This is a genomic window from Mycobacterium sp. ML4 (assembly GCF_054515735.1).
On record NZ_JBTNSY010000026.1, the window covers coordinates 1 to 18,081 of the forward strand.

Annotated in this window: 16 protein-coding genes; 9 read left to right on the top strand and 7 right to left on the bottom strand. The window is 66.9% G+C overall.

The annotated features are described in order from the left end of the window. Positions 1–581 precede the first annotated feature (581 nt). The 3 genes from ACX9NE_RS24110 to ACX9NE_RS24120 form a co-directional block, all read right to left on the bottom strand. Positions 582–1,559: an anti-sigma factor RsbA family regulatory protein gene (locus ACX9NE_RS24110; protein ID WP_459364203.1), complete on the bottom strand. Its 978-nt coding sequence runs from the start codon at positions 1,557–1,559 to the stop codon at positions 582–584. A 115-nt stretch (positions 1,560–1,674) separates the two neighbouring features. Further along, positions 1,675–3,135: a FadR/GntR family transcriptional regulator gene (locus ACX9NE_RS24115; protein WP_459364202.1), complete on the bottom strand. Its 1,461-nt coding sequence runs from the start codon at positions 3,133–3,135 to the stop codon at positions 1,675–1,677. Positions 3,136–3,142: 7 nt separating this feature from the next. Continuing rightward, complete coding sequence (locus ACX9NE_RS24120; RefSeq protein WP_459364213.1) at positions 3,143–4,327, bottom strand: thiolase family protein; 1,185 nt, start codon at positions 4,325–4,327, stop codon at positions 3,143–3,145. A gap of 61 nt (positions 4,328–4,388) precedes the next feature. On the opposite strand from ACX9NE_RS24120, the gene ACX9NE_RS24125 reads away from it, so the two are divergent. Next, positions 4,389–4,727 (top strand): Zn-ribbon domain-containing OB-fold protein, encoded by a 339-nt coding sequence (locus tag ACX9NE_RS24125; RefSeq protein WP_459364201.1) that lies wholly within the window; start codon positions 4,389–4,391, stop codon positions 4,725–4,727. A gap of 117 nt (positions 4,728–4,844) precedes the next feature. Here ACX9NE_RS24125 and ACX9NE_RS24130 read toward each other — a convergent pair whose 3' ends face one another. After that, on the bottom strand, positions 4,845–7,022 hold the full coding sequence (locus ACX9NE_RS24130; protein WP_459364200.1) for an acyl-CoA dehydrogenase: 2,178 nt from the start codon (positions 7,020–7,022) through the stop codon (positions 4,845–4,847). 77 nt (positions 7,023–7,099) lie between these two features. Then, positions 7,100–7,858: an SDR family NAD(P)-dependent oxidoreductase gene (locus tag ACX9NE_RS24135; protein ID WP_459364212.1), complete on the bottom strand. Its 759-nt coding sequence runs from the start codon at positions 7,856–7,858 to the stop codon at positions 7,100–7,102. A 112-nt stretch (positions 7,859–7,970) separates the two neighbouring features. Between ACX9NE_RS24135 and ACX9NE_RS24140 the strand changes: the two genes are divergently transcribed. The 4 genes from ACX9NE_RS24140 to ACX9NE_RS24155 all read left to right on the top strand — a co-directional run bounded on the left by ACX9NE_RS24140 (position 7,971) and on the right by ACX9NE_RS24155 (position 14,156). Further along, positions 7,971–9,494 carry an ATP-dependent DNA ligase gene (locus ACX9NE_RS24140; protein ID WP_459364199.1) on the top strand — a complete coding sequence of 508 codons (1,524 nt, stop codon included), beginning with the start codon at positions 7,971–7,973 and terminating at the stop codon, positions 9,492–9,494. A gap of 89 nt (positions 9,495–9,583) precedes the next feature. Beyond that, positions 9,584–11,818: a carbon starvation CstA family protein gene (locus tag ACX9NE_RS24145; protein ID WP_459364198.1), complete on the top strand. Its 2,235-nt coding sequence runs from the start codon at positions 9,584–9,586 to the stop codon at positions 11,816–11,818. A 156-nt stretch (positions 11,819–11,974) separates the two neighbouring features. Then, on the top strand, positions 11,975–13,504 hold the full coding sequence (locus tag ACX9NE_RS24150) for an Hsp70 family protein (protein ID WP_459364197.1): 1,530 nt from the start codon (positions 11,975–11,977) through the stop codon (positions 13,502–13,504). Beyond that, a complete protein-coding gene (locus tag ACX9NE_RS24155) occupies positions 13,491–14,156 on the top strand; it encodes a nitroreductase family protein (RefSeq protein WP_459364196.1) in 666 nt (221 codons plus the stop codon). Before ACX9NE_RS24150 ends, ACX9NE_RS24155 begins: the two co-directional genes overlap by 14 nt. A gap of 9 nt (positions 14,157–14,165) precedes the next feature. Here the strand turns inward: ACX9NE_RS24155 and ACX9NE_RS24160 are convergent, their stop codons facing one another. Further along, entirely contained in the window at positions 14,166–14,861 is a 696-nt protein-coding gene (locus tag ACX9NE_RS24160) for an MspA family porin (RefSeq protein WP_459364211.1), read from the bottom strand. Positions 14,862–15,033: 172 nt separating this feature from the next. Here ACX9NE_RS24160 and ACX9NE_RS24165 point away from each other — a divergent pair, with 172 nt between their 5' ends. Genes ACX9NE_RS24165 through ACX9NE_RS24175 form a run of 3 tightly spaced genes read left to right on the top strand, consistent with a single transcriptional unit; the run spans position 15,034 to position 16,905 of the window. Further along, entirely contained in the window at positions 15,034–15,300 is a 267-nt protein-coding gene (locus ACX9NE_RS24165; protein WP_459364195.1) for a hypothetical protein, read from the top strand. 59 nt (positions 15,301–15,359) lie between these two features. Further along, positions 15,360–16,190 (top strand): oxidoreductase, encoded by an 831-nt coding sequence (locus ACX9NE_RS24170; protein ID WP_459364194.1) that lies wholly within the window; start codon positions 15,360–15,362, stop codon positions 16,188–16,190. Between the two features lie 22 nt (positions 16,191–16,212). Beyond that, a complete protein-coding gene (locus ACX9NE_RS24175) occupies positions 16,213–16,905 on the top strand; it encodes a hypothetical protein (RefSeq protein ID WP_459364193.1) in 693 nt (230 codons plus the stop codon). On the opposite strand, the gene ACX9NE_RS24180 is transcribed toward ACX9NE_RS24175, so the two are convergent. Beyond that, a complete protein-coding gene (locus ACX9NE_RS24180; protein ID WP_459364210.1) occupies positions 16,898–17,326 on the bottom strand; it encodes a DoxX family protein in 429 nt (142 codons plus the stop codon). The two genes, ACX9NE_RS24175 and ACX9NE_RS24180, sit on opposite strands and share 8 nt — an antisense overlap. Before the next feature lie 102 nt (positions 17,327–17,428). On the opposite strand from ACX9NE_RS24180, the gene ACX9NE_RS24185 reads away from it, so the two are divergent. Next, on the top strand, positions 17,429–18,052 hold the full coding sequence (locus ACX9NE_RS24185; RefSeq protein ID WP_459364192.1) for an HD domain-containing protein: 624 nt from the start codon (positions 17,429–17,431) through the stop codon (positions 18,050–18,052). The last annotated feature ends 29 nt before the right edge of the window (positions 18,053–18,081 follow it).

Below are 18,081 nucleotides of genomic sequence, written 5' to 3' on the forward strand. Positions count from 1 at the left end.
GAACGGCCTTCCTGCACTTCTTTGGCTTTCACGGAAACGACACGCTCATCGCCCGACAGCATTAACATCACAGGCACGACTCGTCGGATGTTCACGCATGGCCGGGAAAGGTGGCGGATGCGCACGAAGCGGAGGACCTGTTTCCCGTGTTAACCGAATATGAGGGAAGCGATTCAGCCTCGGCATGAGTCGGCGACCACCGCCGGTAAGTTTTGAGCACTGGTTCGGCGGCGCAGCCGCACGGGCTGCGCTCCCCGCGGGCACCGTGCTGTAACCGATCGTATGTGGCTGGCGCACAGAACATTTGAACTTCTTGTTGGGTATTTCTCAGCAGCGGCGGACGCGCTAACGTGACGCAGGTAACACTGCACTGCCGGCATTCGCCGCCGTGCACGTCTTATGCGAGAAAGGCACGCTGATGAGAGCTAGAGGTACGAAGACAACGGCAAGAATCGTCGGCGCCCTGCTGGTCGCCGCCTTCGCCGCGGCGTCTGCCGGATGCACCGACCTGGTGAGAAATCCGGCGCCTGCGGTACCGGCCCCGCCAGTTCCGCCGCCACCATCGGAGGTTCCCAGCTGACTCACGAATCCCGCGACGGCTGCACCCTCAGGTACGCCTGAATGGTGGTGCCGTTGGCGGCGGTGTGAGTTCGCACCAGATCCGCCATTGCGTTGACCAGGAACAAACCTCGACTGGCGGTGGCGGTGGCACTCGGGCGGCGAAGCCCGATGAACGGGTCGTGAAGCCGCCCATCGTCGCGGGCCTCGCACACCAGATGGTCGTTGTGGCGCCAGAAGGCGAGGTGACAGGCGCCTCCGGTGTACTGCAAGCTGTTGGTGGCCAGTTCGGTGGCGATCATCTGCAGGTCGTCCAGCCCGTCCCTGGACAGACCCACCCAGTCGGCGTAGTCGGCCGCGAACAAGCGCGCCGAACGCAGGTCCGCGGTGCGGCGGACCATGTAGGTCACCGCACCCGGATGCGGCGGGAGGGGCTGGTTGCAGCGCTCCAGGACATCGTTGGGGGCGTAGCTGTCGCTGCGGTAGGGCGACCCGCCTCTCCAGAGCACCGGGTGTGTGCTGCATGCGTCCGCCAGGACGTTGTCTCGCAGCTGCGTTTCGTCGTAAAGACACAACCCCGTGACGTTCCGATTCTGCAGTGCCCCATTGACCAGGGCTTCGTGCTCCAAGCATGCCAGGCACTCATCGTCGGTGCGCCCGGGAAAGACGAGCTGGCTGACAATCCGCACGGTGTGGCCGGGGTGTTTGTCGGCAAACGCAAGTTCCATTGCGAGGAAGCGACTGGGGTTGCGCGCGACCTCGGTGATATCGATCAAACGTAGATCGGCGTCGGTTCCGGCGCGCGCGGCGCCCAGGGCCGGTCCGAGCAACGCGAGTTTGTCCCCCGGCACCGCTACCAGCACCGGCTCATCGACGGCGAAGCCGTCGGCGGCGAACCGGACCACGAACTCCAAGCACTCGCGTTCGGCTTGAAAAAACAGCGCGCCATGGTCGAAGCCTCGCGTCGAACCAAGGGGATTGGTCTTCGGGCTGGTAGCCATGAACACTCCCCCTCGACGCCGCCGGCACGCCGCTGTACCGGCTGTCACCCAAGTATCGCTGTACCCCGCCGAAGGCGTTGCTATGCGCCGCGTTTGCGGTTGCGCGTGTCGCGGCTTACCGCCACCAGGACGCCGCGGCGTCCAAATGGCGGCGGATGCGGTACCGGGCGAGACTGTCATCTCCGTCATCGATGGCTTCGACGATCCGCCGGTGGGCGGTCGCTACGGCGACCACATCGGTTCCGGTCAGCCGAGCCTGCCCGGTGCTGGACCAATGCCGGGCGAACAGTTCAACGATGATGCGCAGAAAGAGGTCCAGCAGCGCGTTGCCGGCCAACTGCGCGAGACCCACATGGAACGTCAACTCCTCAACGGCCGCGTTGCGCACCTCGTCGTCACCTTCGACCGCCGCACTCGGCCGGGCATGCGCGTCGAGAAAGGCCGCCACGTCGGGTTCGGCGCGACGCTTCACGACTTTGGCGACGTTGTCGATTTCGATCGCGTCGCGCACGCTGCGGAGGTCTTCCCGAGTCGGTCTGCGGTATTGCAGGTAGAGCGCGATGGTGTCGATGCTGGCCTGTGCTTGCGGTGTGGCAACGATCAGACCGCCTCCGGGTCCCCGGCGCATATGCGCCACGGCGTGGTATTCGAGCAGCCGCACCGCTTCCCGCAGTGCCGCACGACTCACCCCATAGCGTTCCAACAGCGCCGTCTCAGTGCCGAATACCGAGCCGACCTGCCAGCCGTCGGCCGCGATGTCGTCGGCGATGTTGGCCGCGAGTACTTCGGCGAGCTTGCCGCGCGGCGCGTCGGAGGCCAGCCGCATCCGCTGACCGGCAAAAAGGGATCCGGCCTGCCTTGCCGGGTGCCGGTGTTCGGCCAGCCAGGCCGTCACGCGCTCCACATGCCGTTCACTGAGCGTCTTCGCCCTGGCCGAGTCACCCGTGGTGACGGCTTCGACGATGTCGGCATGGGCGCCGCGCAGCCGGTGGGCGGCGTCGGCCGCCTCGTCGGCGGACTCCGTTCGCGCCGCACGGGCATAGCGTTTGGTCAGTCTCATCAGGACATCGATAAAGAGTTGCAGCACCGGGTTTTTCGATTGCTCCGCCAGCGCGATGTGGAATTCCTCCGGGGGCGCGGGCAGGCCCGGCCGCCACCGTTCCTCGGCGCTGAGCACCGATCGCAGCCGGCCGATCCCGGCTTCGTCGATATTCTCGGCGGCCAGCGCCGCCGCCAGCGGCTCGAGCACCAGACGCGCGTTGAGCAGGTCTGCCAGTGTGGTGCCCAGATATTCGAGGTAGATGACGACTGCGCGGGTCGCCGGGCCGGCGTCCGGCTCACAGATCAATAATCCACCATTGGGTCCGCGCCGCATCCGGGCGACCTGGTGGTGCTCGACGAGACGGACGGCTTCCCGCAGGACCGACCGGCTCACCCCGTAACGTTCTTGCAGCGCCGCTTCCGAGCCGAGCGACTCCCCCACCGCCCAGCCGCGGCGAACGATGTCCTCCTCGATGCTGCGGGCGATCTTGGCGGCCCGCTTGTCCGCACGGACCGCATCCGGACCGGTCGTCACAGCCGGCTCAACATGTGAGCAGCATGCATCCTGCGACGGGACCACCGCCCACGGACACCACGCCGACCTCGGGACGCTGCGAAACCTGCCGCTCGCCCGCTTCACCGCGCAACTGCAAGCACCCTTCGTGCAACGCCCAGTATCCGTGCATGCGGCCGGCCGAGAGCTGGCCGCCGTAGGTGTTCAGCGGCAGCTGACCGTCTCCGGCGATGCGGGCACCGCCCTCGACGAACGGGCCGGCCTCGCCATCACCGCACACCCCCAGGGCTTCCAGCCACGCGAGGGTGAGATAGGTGAAACCGTCGTACAACTGAACGACGTCGAGGTCGCCGGGCGTCAGGTCCGTCCGAGACCACATCTGCGCCGCCGCATCCGACATCGCCATCTTCGGGTAGTCAGCGCGATGAAACCAGCCGCCGGCACCGTCCGAGCCGCCGATGGCCTCGACCCGAACGGCGCGGTGTGGGCAGTCGTCGGCGTAGTCCGCGTGTGAAATCACCACCGCGATCGAGCCGTCAATGGGCACATCGCAGTCCAGCAATCCGAATGGCGTGGACACCGGTCGGGCACTGAGATAGTCGGCCATCGTCATCGGGTCCCGGTAAACGGCAAGAGGATTCAAGCCCGCGTTGCGACGGCCGTTGAGGGCGATCCAGCCCAGCTGCTCCTTGGTGGTTCCGTAGATTTCCATGTGCCGACGGCAGTTCAGCGCGAGCCAATTGGCTGCCGAATACGCGTGCGCGGCAACCAGATCGTTGATGTCGTCCATGGCTCCGACGGCGGGACGCTCACCCTCGGGAGCGTCGAACATGCGGGCCAGCGGTGGAGCAGGAGCGTCTTTGTCCTGCAGGACAGTGCCGCCCAACATTTGAATGGTGCGGTAGACCACCACATGGCGGGCCCGTCGCTCGGCGACGGCACGGCACGCCGACATCACCGGGCTCAGCAGACCTCCCGTACCGAACCCGGAACCACAGTCGGCGGCATCGATACCGAGCTCGGCGTTGACCTCCGAGGCCGGAGTATCGCCCAATGTCGCGATCCCGTCGATGTCGGCGGCCCGCAGGCCGGCATCGCCGCTGGCCGTCCGCACCGCCTCCATCGTCAGATCCAGACCGGCAATTCCGGTGCGACGTCCGATACGCGAGATACCGATGCCGGACACGATCGCGTCTTTCTCGAAGTAATTCATCCGCACCGTCCGTAGGCCAAACCCCGACATACCAGTACGAAATGAGTGTACTGTATTTGTCGTGTCGACCTCCCCACTGCTCGTCGAGCACTGCGACAGGTGCGCGCACTGGGTGCATCCCGCCGCCGGCGAATGCCGCGAATGCGGCGGACCGTTGGTTGCCAGGCCGGTGTCCGGCAACGGCACGGTGTTCACCTACACGGTCAACTACCACCCCTATAACCCTGAGATCCCAACACCGTACGTCATCGCCCTGGTCGAGCTGACCGAACAGGACGGGCTGCTAGTAGCGGCCAATATCGTTGACTGCGAACCGGATTCGGTGAAGTGTGGAATGCCTGTCGTCATCCGGCCGGAGCTCGGCGCCGCCGGCGCGCCTTTGTTCGCACCGGCACCTTAGCTGCGCGAGCAGACGCGAAATCGCACAAAATCTTTGATTTTGGTGCGATTTCGCGTCTGCTCGCCGGGGCCCAGCCTCAGGGGCCCAGCTCGCGGGGCCCAGCTCGCGGGCCCAGCCTCAGTTGATCAGCGGGTCCCGCGGCATGCCGAGAATCCGCTCGGCGATCTGGTTGCGGGTCACCTCGGAGGTACCACCGGCGATCGCCATGCCGCGCGCACCCATCACCATGCGCCCGGCCAGCGCGGCCGGCCCGTCCAGCAGCGCGGTCTCCGGCCCGGCCAGCGCCGTCGAGATGGCAGCGCCTTCGATCATGTGATCGGCCAGCTTCAGCTTGGTGACGTTGCCCTCCGGCCCCGGGCCCGCGCCCTCGACGCTGCGGGCCGCCCGGCGCAGGTTCAGCAGCCGCAGCGCGTTCTCCTCCGCCAGATAGGAACCGACACGAATCACTGTGCTCCCCAACTGATCTGAACGCTTCTGCGCCTGTTTTACCAGTTCCACCGCCAGCCCTTCGTAAAACGACCCGCTGCCGCCGATGCTGACCCGCTCATTGCCCAGGGTTGCGCGCGCCACGGTCCACCCGGAGTTGGGGGCGCCGACCACGTCCTCGTCGGGCACGAACAGATCGTTGAAGAACACCTCGTTGAACTCCGCCCCCCCGGTGATCTGCCGCAGTGGACGCACCTCGACCTCCGGGGCCTTCATGTCCACGATCACGGTGGTGATGCCCGCGTGCTTGGGCGCCTCCGGGTCGGTACGCACGGTGGCCAGACCACGCGCACAGTACTGCGCCCCGCTGGTCCACACTTTCTGCCCGTTGATCTTCCAGCCGCCGTCCACCCGAGTGGCGCGGGTCTTGACCGACGCCGCATCCGAGCCAGCCTCCGGTTCGGAGAACAACTGGCACCAGATCTCGTCCTTGCGCAGCGCCTTCTCCACGAATCTTTCGATCTGCCAGTCGGTTCCGTGCTGGATCAGCGTGAGGATGACCCAGCCGGTGATCCCGTAGTCCGGACGTTTGATGCCTGCCGCGCGAAACTCCTCTTCGATCACCAGCTGCTCCACCGCGTCGGCGGCCCGGCCCCACGGCTTGGGCCAGTGCGGCATGACATAACCCGTCTCGATGAGCTTGTCGCGCTGCGCCTTCTTGTCCAGGGCGGCGAGCTCGGCGGCGTCGGCACGGATCCGGGTCCGCAACTGTTCGGCCTCCGGCGGTAGGTCCAGACTGTTTTCCCGGACTATGCCGGCCGCGGTGAGGTCGAAGACATCGCGGGCCGGGGCGTCCCCACCGAGCAGCGCCGACGTCACCAGTGCGCGCCGCAGATGCAGATGCGCGTCGTGCTCCCACGTGAAGCCGATGCCGCCGTGCACCTGGATGTTGAGCTCGGCATTACGCGCATACGCGGGGAACGCCAGGGTGGCGGCGACGGCAGCGACTAGCCGAAACTGGACTTGCCCTTCCGATGAATCCTCCGACGCCGCGCGGGCGGCATCCCACACAGCGGCCAGCGCGGATTCCGCGGACACCAGCATGTTCGCGCAATGGTGTTTCACCGCTTGGAAAGTGGCGATGGTGCGGCCGAACTGCTTGCGCACCTTGGCGTATTCGACCGCCGATTCGACGCAGTCGGTGGCACCGCCGACCGCCTCGGCGGCCAGCAGCGTCCGCGCCCGGGCGAATGCCGACGCGGCCGCCCCGGGCAGGATGTCGTCGTCGGTCACCTTCACGTTCTCCAGCCGAACGCGTCCGGAGCGTCGGGTCGGATCGAGGTTCTCCGGCACCTCAACGGAGATCCCGGACCGCCCTCGGTCCAACACGAGCACGTCATCACCGGCCGCCAGCATCAGCACATCGGCCAGTCCGGCGCCGAGCACCACCCCGGCGTCACCCTCGGCGATGCCTTCGGAAATACGCACGCCGCCAACCAATCCGACGCCGGCGATGACGGTTCCGTCGATCAGGCCCGGCAACAGGCGGCCCTGCTGCTCGGCGGTGCCGTCGTGGGCGATCACCGCCGAGGCGATCACGGTCGGCACGAACGGCCCCGGCGCCACGGCCCGGCCGAGCTCTTCGACCACGACCACCAGTTCGGGCAGCCCGTAACCGGATCCACCGTGCTCTTCGGCGATGTGCAGGCCGAGCCAGCCCAGTTCGACGATGCCCTGCCAGAATGCGGGTCGCGCCTCCTCGGGCGCGTCGAGCAGCGAGCGCGCCGCCGCGCGCGCCTTCTGCGAGGTCAGGAACCCGCGCGCCACCTCGGCGAGTTCGCGATGGTCGTCGGTCAGTGCGATACCCATGCGGGTCCTCCTCGCGGCGCTGCTAATTCCTTAAAGAGTGTACTCAATGCGCCGCGGGGAACCGCCCCGGGCGGCGTCTACTTAGGCGCGAAGCGCTGTCCGGCGTCCAGCCGCAGGCACTGGCCGTTGAGCATCGGGTTGTCCACGATGGCGGCGACCAGCTTGGCGTACTCCTCGGGCCGGCCGAGGCGCTTGGGGAACGCCGCGTCCTTCGTCAGGGCCGCGGCGAACTCGTCGGGGATGCCCTGGGTCAAGCCCGTCGCGAACAGGCTGGGTGCGATCGCCAGCACCCGGATCCCCAGCGAGCCGAGGTCGCGGGCCATGGTCAGGCACATGCCCGCGATGCCGGCCTTGGCGGCGGTGTAGGCGACCTGGCCGATCTGGCCCTCGAACGCCGCGATAGAAGCCGTGTTGATGATGACGCCGCGCTCATCGTCTTCAGGATCGTTCCGGCTCATGTGCGCGGCGGCCAGGCGGCTGATGTTGAACGTGGCGATCAGGTTGAGGTCGATCACGGATTGGAAGGATTCGAGGTCGTGCGGGCCGGACTTGGTCATGGTCCGCTTGGCGATGCCGCCTCCGGCGGTCGTCACCGTGACGTGCAGGCCGCCGAGATCGTCGACCGCGGCCTGCAGTGCCTGCTCGGTTCCGGCGAAGTCGGTGACGTCGACCGGATAGAACTTGCCATCGATCCCGTCAGCGACCGCTTTGCCGTCCGAACTCTCCCGGTCGAGCACCGCGACCTGGGCACCGCGCTGGTGCAGAAGTTCGGCGCTGGCGCGTCCCATCCCCGAGGCGCCGCCGATGACGACGACCTTCTTCCCGCTGATCTCCACCCGAACCTCCAATATGTGGGTTGTCACTTTGACTGGAATGTGTAACGTTAACCCGTCACGGTAGCTTGTCTTCTCCGAAACCTTGTCACCGAGCCATGCCAAGCTCGAAGGCGTGCTCCTTGTGGACGTAGCAAGCACTTCGCTCAATGTGGGCGCGACCTCGTCGCGGCTGACCAAGGTCGGCCATATCGCCGACCTGTTGCACCGCGCCGCCACCGATCCCGAGCTGGTCGCGACCGTCGTCTCCTGGCTTTCCGGCGAGCTGCGCCAGCGCCAGATCGGCGTCGGCTGGGCCGCGTTGCGGTCCCTTCCACCGCCCGCATCAAGCCCCACGCTGACCGTGGGACAGGTGGATGCGACCTTCACCGAGATCGGCGCCGTCTCGGGCAAGGGATCTCAGACGCGGCGCGCCGCCCTGATCACCGGCCTGTTCGCCGCGGCGACCGAAACCGAGCAGACCTTCTTGCTGCGGCTGCTCGGAGGTGAACTGCGCCAGGGCGCGCTGATCGGCATCATGACCGACGCCGTGGCCAAAGCCGCTGGACTCCCTGCTGCCACGGTCCAGCGGGCGGCGATGCTGGGCGGGGATCTGCCGGCCGTCGCGGCGGCGGCCCTGACCGGCGGGGCGCTGGACGCGTTCACGCTGCAGGTCGGCCGGCCGGTCGGCCCGATGCTGGCGCAGACCGCGTCCGACGTCGCCGATGCGCTCGAACGTCACGATGGCACAACGATTTTCGAAGCTAAGCTGGACGGCGCGCGAGTGCAGATCCACCGCCGCGGCGACGCTGTCACCGTCTACACCCGCAGCCTCGACGACGTCACCGCGCGCCTGCCCGAGGTGGTGGAGGCCACGCTGGCCCTGCCCGTGACAGACCTCATTGCGGACGGCGAGGCGATCGCGCTGCGCCCGGACAACCGTCCGCACCGCTTCCAAATCACCGCATCCCGGTTCGGGAGATCGGTGGACGTGGCAGCCGCGCGCGACAAGCAGCCTCTTTCGGTGTTCTTCTTCGACATCTTGCACCGAGACGGCGCCGACCTGCTGGATGCGCCGACCACCGAGCGCCTCGCCGCGCTGGACGCGTTGGTGCCGGCGCGCCACCGGGTGGATCGACTGGCCACCGCCGATCCGTCGGCCGCCGGGGCGTTCCTGGATGCGACGCTGGCCGCGGGTCACGAAGGGGTGATGGCCAAGGCACCCGGCGCGCCGTATCAGGCCGGCCGGCGGGGGGCGGGCTGGTTGAAGGTCAAGCCGGTGCACACTCTCGATCTGGTGGTGCTGGCCGTGGAGTGGGGCTCGGGCCGTCGGCGCGGCAAGCTGTCGAACATCCACCTCGGCGCGCGGGATCCGGAATCCGGCGGATTCGTGATGGTGGGCAAGACGTTCAAGGGCATGACCGACACCATGCTGGCCTGGCAGACCCAGCGGTTCACCGAGTTGGCGACGGACGGCACCGACGGCTACGTCGTGCAGGTCAGACCCGAGCAGGTGGTAGAAATCGCCCTGGACGGGGTGCAGGGGTCCACACGGTACCCCGGCGGCGTGGCGCTGCGGTTCGCGCGGGTGGTGCGCTACCGCGACGACAAGAGCCCCGCTGAGGCCGACACCATCGACGCCGTGCGCGCCATGTACTGACGCCCCGCGTCGAGTGTGGATTCCACGGCGCGACACGCGGGTCAGGCGTCGGTAGATTCACACTCGCTGACGACGGAGGAGGGGCCCGGGTGGACGACCGGCAGATCAGTTACCTCACCACCGAACCCGATCTGCCGCCCGTCGCAATCGTCGACCGCTCCCCGATCCAGCTCAGACACAAGGTGGCCTTCGGCCTGGTCGCGGCCATCGGTGCCGTCGCCTGGTCGGTCATCGCCTTCGCCCGCGGCGAATCCGTGAACGCGGTGTGGGTGGTGGTCGCGGCGGTCTGCACCTACGTCATCGCGTTCCGTTTCTATGCCCGGTTGATCGAAGCCAAGATCGTGCGCCCACGCGACGATCTCGCCACCCCGGCCGAGATCCTGGACGACGGCACCGACTACGTGCCCACCGACCGGCGGGTGGTGTTCGGCCACCACTTCGCCGCGATCGCCGGCGCGGGTCCGCTGGTCGGGCCGGTGTTGGCCACCCAGATGGGTTACCTGCCCAGCAGCATCTGGATCGTCGTGGGCGCAGCGCTGGGCGGCTGCGTGCACGACTACCTGACGCTGTGGATCTCCACCCGCAGATGCGGCCGCTCACTGGGTCAGATGGTGCGCGACGAGCTCGGCGCGACGGCCGGGACGGCAGCTCTGGTGGGCATACCGGTCATCATCACCATCATCATCGCCGTGCTGGCGCTTGTCGTCGTTCGGGCGCTGGCGCAAAGTCCGTGGGGCGTCTTCTCGATCGCCATGACCATCCCGATCGCGCTCTTCATGGGTTGCTATCTGCGGTTCTGGCGCCCCGGCCGAATATCGGAGGTGTCGGCGATCGGGGTGGCACTGCTCCTGCTGGCGGTGATCTCCGGCGACTGGGTCGCCCGAACATCTTGGGGCGCAAGCTGGTTCACGCTCTCGCCGGTCAAGCTGGCCTGGCTGCTGATCATCTACGGCTTCGCGGCATCGGTGTTGCCGGTGTGGCTGCTGCTCGCACCGCGTGATTATCTGTCGACGTTCATGAAGGTCGGCACCATCGCGCTGCTCGCGATCGGCGTGTGTGTCGCGCGTCCGGTTCTGCAGGCGGCTGCTGTCTCGCGCTTCGCCATCAGCGGCGACGGTCCGGTGTTCGCCGGATCGTTGTTCCCGTTCCTGTTCATCACCATCGCATGCGGTGCGCTGTCGGGTTTCCACTCGCTGGTCTGCTCGGGCACGACACCGAAGCTGCTGGAAAAGGAAGGACAGATGCGCCTGATCGGCTACGGCGGCATGATCACCGAGTCGTTCGTCGCTGTCATCGCATTGCTCACCGCGTCAATTCTCGACCAGCACTTGTACTTTGCCATCAATGCGCCGTCGCCGCAGACGCACGACACGGCGGCCGCCGCCGCCCGGTACGTCAACGGGCTCGGTCTGGCGGGCCCGCCGGTGACCGCGGACCAGGTGAGCCAGGCCGCCGCCGGCGTCGGCGAAAACACGATCGTTTCGCGTACCGGCGGCGCACCGACGCTGGCCTTCGGCATGTCGGAGATATTGCACCGGGTGTTCGGCGGAACCGGCCTCAAGGCGTTCTGGTACCACTTCGCGATCATGTTCGAGGCGCTGTTCATCCTGACCACGGTCGACGCCGGTACCCGGGTCGCACGTTTCATGGTTTCCGACGCTCTCGGTAACTTGGGCGCCCCGATGCGCCACTTCCGCAATCCCAGCTGGCGGCCCGGCGCATGGCTGTCGAGCGTGGCGGTGGTCGCCGCGTGGGGCGGCACGCTGCTGCTGGGGGTGACCGATCCGCTGGGCGGCATCAACTCGCTCTATCCGCTGTTCGGCATCGCCAACCAGTTGCTTGCCGCGATTTCGTTGACGGTCATCACGGTGATCGTGATCAAGAAGGGCTACGTGAGGTGGGCCTGGATCCCCGGTGTGCCGCTGCTGTGGGATCTGGCTGTCACACTGACCGCGTCCTGGCAGAAGATCTTCTCCGGCGACCCCAAGGTCGGGTACTGGACGCAGTACTTCCAGTACTCCGCGGCCAGACGGGCGGGCAAGACCGCTTTCGGGTCGGCGACCAATGCGCGTCAGCTCGACGACGTCGTCCGCAACGCCTTCGTGCAGGGCACGTTGTCGGTCGTTTTCGCGACCGTGGTCGTCGTTGTGGTCGTGGCGGGAATTGTGTTGGCGAGCAAGGCGCTTCGCGGTGCCGGCCGCCCGCTGACCGAGGATGAGCCGGTCCACTCCAGAAGATTCGCCCCGTCGGGTTTGATTCCCACCGCCGCCGAGCGCGATGTGCAACGGCGATGGGAAGCGACGTCCGCCTCGCATCCCGACTGAGTAGTCGCTCAGTTGCCGGTGGGCGGCAGCACGTCGATGGCCACGTCCATGCCGTCCCCGTGCCCTGGCCGGATAGCTGACTGCCGGCGCCGCCACGGCGCGCAGGTGGCGTGGGCTGCTGTCGAACTGCCCTGCCGGGTCCTAGAATCGTGCGGAATGAGAGTCGGTATCGACTTCGGCACCACCCACACCGTCGCTGCGATCGTCGACCGTGGCAACTATCCGGTCGTGGCCTTCGACGGGGTCGACGCGTGGCCGTCGGTGATCGCCGCCAACGCCGGGGGCGAGTTGCGCTTCGGTTTGGATGCCGCGGCTGTCCGCCACGAACCCGGATGGGAGTTGCTCAGGTCGTTCAAGCGGTTGCTCAACGACGCCGGACCACAGACCGCGGTGCGGCTGGCCGGGCGCGAATACCGGTTGGTTGAGCTGCTCACCGGGTTTCTGGCCCAACTCAAAAGCGATCTTCTCCAGCGCTCGAACACGGGCGCAGCCAGCGGCGAGGCCGTCGAGGCAGCGATCAGCGTGCCCGCCAATTCGTCGAGCGCGCAACGCTTTATCACACTGGACGCCTTCGCCGCGGCGGGCTTTCACGTGATTGCGCTGCTGAACGAGCCATCCGCCGCGGGACTGGAATACGCCCACCGCTACCGCTCCACGATCACCGCCAAACGCGAGTACGTCCTGATCTACGACCTGGGCGGCGGCACGTTCGACGCCTCGCTGTTGAAGATGGCCGGGCACGTCAATGAGGTCGTGGTCAGTGAAGGAATTCAGCGCCTGGGCGGCGACGACTTCGACGACGCGATCGCGCAGTTGGTCTTGGCGGACTCCCAGCTGCCGCCGTTGCAGGGGGCACCCTATGAGCTTCTCCTCGAAGAGTGCGCCACGCGCAAGGAGGCGGTCGGCCCGCAGACCCGTCGTTTCCTGGTGGACCTCACCGTGGTCGACGGCGTCGACCGGCCCCCGTTCTCGTGTCCGGTCGACGACGTCTACGCGGCATGTGCGCCACTGGTCGACCGGACCACCGAGCTGCTGTCGCGGGTCCTGCACGACCCGGTCGGTGACGGCCGGGATGTGCCCTGGTCGGAGGTGGCGGGCATATACGTCGTGGGCGGCGCGGGCAGCTTCCCGATCGTTTCGCGGATGCTGCGCGCGAGCTTCGGCGACAAACGGGTCAAACGCTCCCCGCACCCGTTTGCCGCGACGGCCATCGGGCTGGCGGTGTTTCTCGATACGGAGTCCGGTTTCGTTCTCTCCGAACGCTTTTCGCGACATTTCGGAGTGTTCCGGGAGGCGCATGCCGGCGCCGACGTCGTCTTCGACCCGATCGTGCCCAAAGACGCCGCCCTGCCTGCCGATGGTCGCAGCCCGCTTGTGGTCAGCCGGAAGTACCGGGCGGCGCACAACGTCGGGCACTTCCGGTTCGTGGAGTGCAGCCGCGTGATCGACGGACGGCCCGACGGCGACATCACGCCCTACGACCCTGTGCTGTTCCCGTTCGATCCGGCGCTGCGTGAGAGCGCGGACCTTCGGTGCCAGCCGGTGGGACGATGGCACGACGGACCCGACGTCGAGGAGATCTACACGGTAGGCCCTACCGGGGCGGTAGAAGTGACCCTCACCACCGAGCCGACCGGAATTCAGCGCACCTTCCGGTTGGAACGGCGGGGCCATGGAGTTCTATGACGTCCTGCGAAGCACTTTCGCGGCACGAGAGTTCACCGACGACCCGCTGCCCGACGACGTCTTGTACAGGATCTTCGACAATGCCAGATTCGCCCCCAGTGGCGGCAACCGGCAGGGCGCGCACATCACGGTGGTACGTGACGCCGGCACTCGCCGTCGACTCGCAGACCTCGGCGCACCCGCCGCGCGTCGCTATTTCGCGCAGCTGACTGCCGGTGAAAACCCCTGGAACGCAGTGCATCCCAGCGCGGTGCCGCAAGAGCTCATCGACGATACCGAGATCCCCGAGACGTTCGTCGCGCCCATGATCAACGCCCCTGTCGTCTTGGTCGTCTCGGTAGACCTCGACGTGGTGGCCGCTGTGGACCAGGACCTGGGCCGCGTCGGCCTCGCCGGCGGAGCGTCGGTGTATCCCCTGGTGTGGAGCATCCTGTTGGCCGCGCGCAACGAAGGATACGGCGGCACCATCACGACCATGGCGATCCCACGCGAAGACGCGGTCCGCGATTTGCTGGGGATTCCCGACGGGCACGCCGTGGCGGCGTTGGTACCGCTCGGCAGGCCCCTGCGCCAGCTGACCAAGCTGCGGCGCCGGGCCGTTCCCGACTTCGTCACGCAGGAACGCTACGACGGAACGGCATTTGCCGGCTGACCGCCATTCTTAAACGGTCTTGGTGGTGCCGACGTAGGACAACACCACGTCGGATTCGTCGGTGATCCGGGTCAGGGTCGAATAGGAACGGATGAACGACTGGCCGACGCATCCGTCGATCTTGATATGGAAGTCGCTGACCATGATCCAGGGGTTCGGGCTCTTGAACTCTTTCCTGACCACCGGCACCACGACGACGAACCCGGGTTTGAGCCCCACGCTGACCAGACCGTTGTATGACGGGGTGATCAGCGGCAGGAGAACCGGAGGCTGACCGGGCCCCAGGGGCAGCTGGGCGCCGATCGAAGGGGCGAAGCCGCCGCCCTGGGTCTGGGTGACGCCGTTGGCCGTGCTCATATCGATGCCGCAGCCGATCTCATAACCCACCTCCAAGATGCCGTGCGGTGGTTCCGGCCCGGATAGCGAAGCGACGAACACGCCGCTGGAAAGGTATTCTCGTGACGACACTGCAGTGATCAGAGCCGGGACGGGCACCTGTTTTTCGTCCCTGGCGCCCAGTGCCAAAGTCCACCCGTCGGGGGTACTGATCCGCGCCGGCGTCCCCGGCGGCACGGACCCGTCGGCCGACTGTGCCGCACCGGACACAGGCTCGGCGTCGGGTTGCGCGTTCGCCGGCGCCGCCGTCAGCGTTGAGACGCACATAGCGATTAGCGCGGCACGGCGAACCACCGCGGGAATCCGCATCACGACCTCCACGGTATGCAGCGGTACCTCGCTCACGACTGTCGCCGCGTTGTGGCAACTCGGAGTTGTTGTGCGTTTGTAGCTCATTTGCGATGTGGACGCGCCGGGCTGGACGAACGCGTGGCGAGTAAACTCGCGAGGAATGCGGCCCGATCGTGAGGGAGGGCAACCGATGACACGCCACAGATGGGCTTCGGCGCTCTTGGCCATCATGGTCGCGGTGACGGCGCTGCTGGGTAGCTGCGGCGTCGCTCGCGCCGACCCCGACGATGGCGACACGCCAATCCTCGACGACCTGCTGATCATCGTCGCTCCTGGATTGACTCGGGGTCCGGGGGACCGGCCCGCGAAGGAGCACGGCGTCGGCCCGCAAGACTGGACCGGCAGCGGAATGTACTGTCAGAACCGCAACGTCCGGTGTCAGAAGATGGGATTTTAGGCCAAGTCGCGGAATCGGTCCGCCTACTGGCTTAAGCGCCGTTGGAAGGAATCCTGTCCATGTCGACCTGGCTCATTACCGGTTGTTCGACTGGCCTTGGACGGGCCCTCGCCCAAGCGGTTATCGACGCTGGCCACAATGTCGTCGTCACCGCACGCGACGTCACGAAAGTTGCCGAACTGGCCGGCACTGCGTCCGACCGCACGCTGGCCGTGGCTCTGGACGTCACCGAGCCTGAGCAGATCACCAAGGCCGTGCAGCAGGCCACGGAGCGGTTCGGCGTAATCGATGTACTGGCGAACAACGCCGGCTACGGGTATCGGGCCGCCATCGAAGAGGGCGACGACGCTGACGTCCGCGCCTTGTTCGAAACGCACTTCTTCGGCGCCGTCGCCATGATCAAAGCTGTGCTGCCGGGCATGCGGGAGCGCCGGGCCGGCGCGATCGTGAATATTTCCTCGATCGGCGTCCAGTTGACTCCGGTGGGATCGGGCTACTACGCGGCTGCCAAAGCCGCCCTCGAAGCAATGAGCGGTGCGCTACACGGTGAGCTTGCGCCGCTGGGCATTTCGGTCACCGTCATCGAACCGGGGGCGTTCCGTACCGATTTCGCCGGACGTTCGCTGACCCAGTCATCCGCCGTCATCGCCGACTACGCCGACACCGCGGGCCGCCGCCGCAAGGAGAACGACTCCATGCACGGCAATCAGGCCGGGGACCCCACCAAGGCGGCCGCGGCGATCATCACTGCGGTCGAGTCCGACGAGCCCCCCACCTTCCTGCTACTGGGCGAGGACGCCCTGTTCTCCTATCGGCACATCGCCGAGCGGCGCGCGACCGAGATCGCGGCCTGGGAAGAGCTCACTACCAGCACCAACCTGGACAGCTGATGCGGACGCGGAAAGAAGCGTCATGACTGTCATGTATCTCGGAGTCGCCGGTGCGCTGGTGTTCACCGCGGTCGGCCTCACCCTGCTCATCATCGGATTGCGCAGTCGTTCGGCGGCACGCCACCAGCCACCTGTCGGCTATCCCCCCGCGTATCCGGGGTATGCCGGTGGATACGGGCCGCCGCCCTGGACACCCCAACCCCCACCCAGGTCTGGCGGCGCGCTGATCGTCACCGGCGTGGTGTTGCTCGCGGTGAGCGCAATCGGCGCCATCGGCACGGTGGCCCTGGTCGCCGGCCGCAGTTCCCGGCTGGCGGTGGGCGACTGTTTCACCAACGAGATTCTGGACAACCAGCACTGGAAGTCCACCAACTGCCGCAAACCCGAAGCGGTGCTGGAGTACGCCGCGACGGCCGACTCCAACGGCAACTGCCCGGACGGCAAGCTCGACAACAGCTCATACCTGTCCGTGGAACACGACGGCTCTCGGCGCTGCTTCATCCCCAATCTGCTCGTCAGCCAGTGCTATTCGTCTGACCACAACGGCGAGACGATCCGGGTGGCGAGCTGCGGCGCCGGTGGATCGGTTGTTCGGATCATCAAACGGCTGGACAACACGATCGACACGTCGGCCTGTCCGTCGGGCACGCGCACGGTCACCTTTCCGCTGCCCAAGCGGACCTACTGCAGTGAGCGCGCGGGCGGAATCATCTGAGCCGCAGGCGACTTGACGCGCCGACGGCGTAGCGCCCCGGCCCCAGAAAGATGAGCAGCAGAAAGCCGAAGCAGAAGAGGATGGCCGGCGTCCCGCCGTTGCCCTCGGGGGGATTACCGACGGGCCACAGAGCCAGCGGCTGATGCATCCAAAAGTACGCGACCGCCATCTGGCCGCAGGCCACGAATGCCGCGCCGCGGGTGAGCAGTCCCGCCGCGATCAACAGCCCGGTGGCGAGTTCGATCACCCCGGCGTACCAGCCCGGCCATTCACCGAGCTGGACCGGATGCCCGGATGACACGGGCCAGTCGAACAAGATCATCGAGCCGTAGCCGGCGAAGAGCATGCCATAGACCACCCGGAACACACTGATCACCATCGGCGATGCACCGGCCAGGCGCTGATTGAGAGCGTTCTGCATGCCTTCAACGTTACGGTCGCTCGGCGCCACGTCCGAATCGGTGGGATCGATGTCCTTTACGCCACTCACGACAACCTTGCCGCAGCCCCTAAGCTCGACGGCATGCAACCGATCGACTCACAAGTCGCCTGTGCCGCAGTTGATTTCGCGCGATCCACCGAATCGACCCCGGTGTTCAACCACAGCGTGCGGAGCTATCTGTTCGGCGAGTTGCTGGCCGCGCACGAAGGTTTGCGCGCCGGCACCGATTTCGACAGCGAGACCTTGTTCCTGGGTTGTGTCCTGCACGACCTCGGAGCCGGCACGGCCGCCGCCGGCACCCAACGCTTCGAGATCGAGGGCGCCGACCTGGCCGCCACCCTACTGACCGAAAACGGTTGCGACCGCGCGGTGGTGGATGCGGTATGGGAAGCGATTGCGTTGCACAGTTCGTTCGGCATCGCCCAGCGCCGGGGACCGATCTGCTACCTGGTCAACGGCGGCGTGGGCATCGACTTCGGCCGCAACGCGGACTTCATCGACGACCACGCGGCGGTGGAAATCCACGCGCGCTATCCGCGCCTGTCGATGGCGAAGTCGTTGATGGACGCGATCGTGGCACAGGCACAACGCAGTCCGGAGGCGGCGCTGCCCTACACGATGGCCGGCGAGGTGCTGCGCGAGCGTCACGACACCGGAATCACCAGGCTCGAGCAACTTGCCGCGCTCGGCCGTTGGGGTGACTGACCGGGCCGAAGCGCACTGCGGCAATCCTT

Excerpts from the sequence above, each read along its gene's own strand:
- ACX9NE_RS24165 (WP_459364195.1), top strand. The coding sequence starts at position 15,034 with ATGACACGCCACAGATGGGCTTCGGCGCTCTTGGCCATCATGGTCGCG.
- ACX9NE_RS24170 (WP_459364194.1), top strand. The coding sequence starts at position 15,360 with ATGTCGACCTGGCTCATTACCGGTTGTTCGACTGGCCTTGGACGGGCC.
- ACX9NE_RS24120 (WP_459364213.1), bottom strand. The coding sequence starts at position 4,327 with ATGAATTACTTCGAGAAAGACGCGATCGTGTCCGGCATCGGTATCTCG.
- ACX9NE_RS24155 (WP_459364196.1), top strand. The coding sequence starts at position 13,491 with ATGGAGTTCTATGACGTCCTGCGAAGCACTTTCGCGGCACGAGAGTTC.
- ACX9NE_RS24180 (WP_459364210.1), bottom strand. The coding sequence starts at position 17,326 with ATGCAGAACGCTCTCAATCAGCGCCTGGCCGGTGCATCGCCGATGGTG.
- ACX9NE_RS24175 (WP_459364193.1), top strand. The coding sequence starts at position 16,213 with ATGACTGTCATGTATCTCGGAGTCGCCGGTGCGCTGGTGTTCACCGCG.
- ACX9NE_RS24185 (WP_459364192.1), top strand. The coding sequence starts at position 17,429 with ATGCAACCGATCGACTCACAAGTCGCCTGTGCCGCAGTTGATTTCGCG.
- ACX9NE_RS24150 (WP_459364197.1), top strand. The coding sequence starts at position 11,975 with ATGAGAGTCGGTATCGACTTCGGCACCACCCACACCGTCGCTGCGATC.
- ACX9NE_RS24160 (WP_459364211.1), bottom strand. The coding sequence starts at position 14,861 with ATGCGGATTCCCGCGGTGGTTCGCCGTGCCGCGCTAATCGCTATGTGC.
- ACX9NE_RS24130 (WP_459364200.1), bottom strand. The coding sequence starts at position 7,022 with ATGGGTATCGCACTGACCGACGACCATCGCGAACTCGCCGAGGTGGCG.
- ACX9NE_RS24110 (WP_459364203.1), bottom strand. The coding sequence starts at position 1,559 with ATGGCTACCAGCCCGAAGACCAATCCCCTTGGTTCGACGCGAGGCTTC.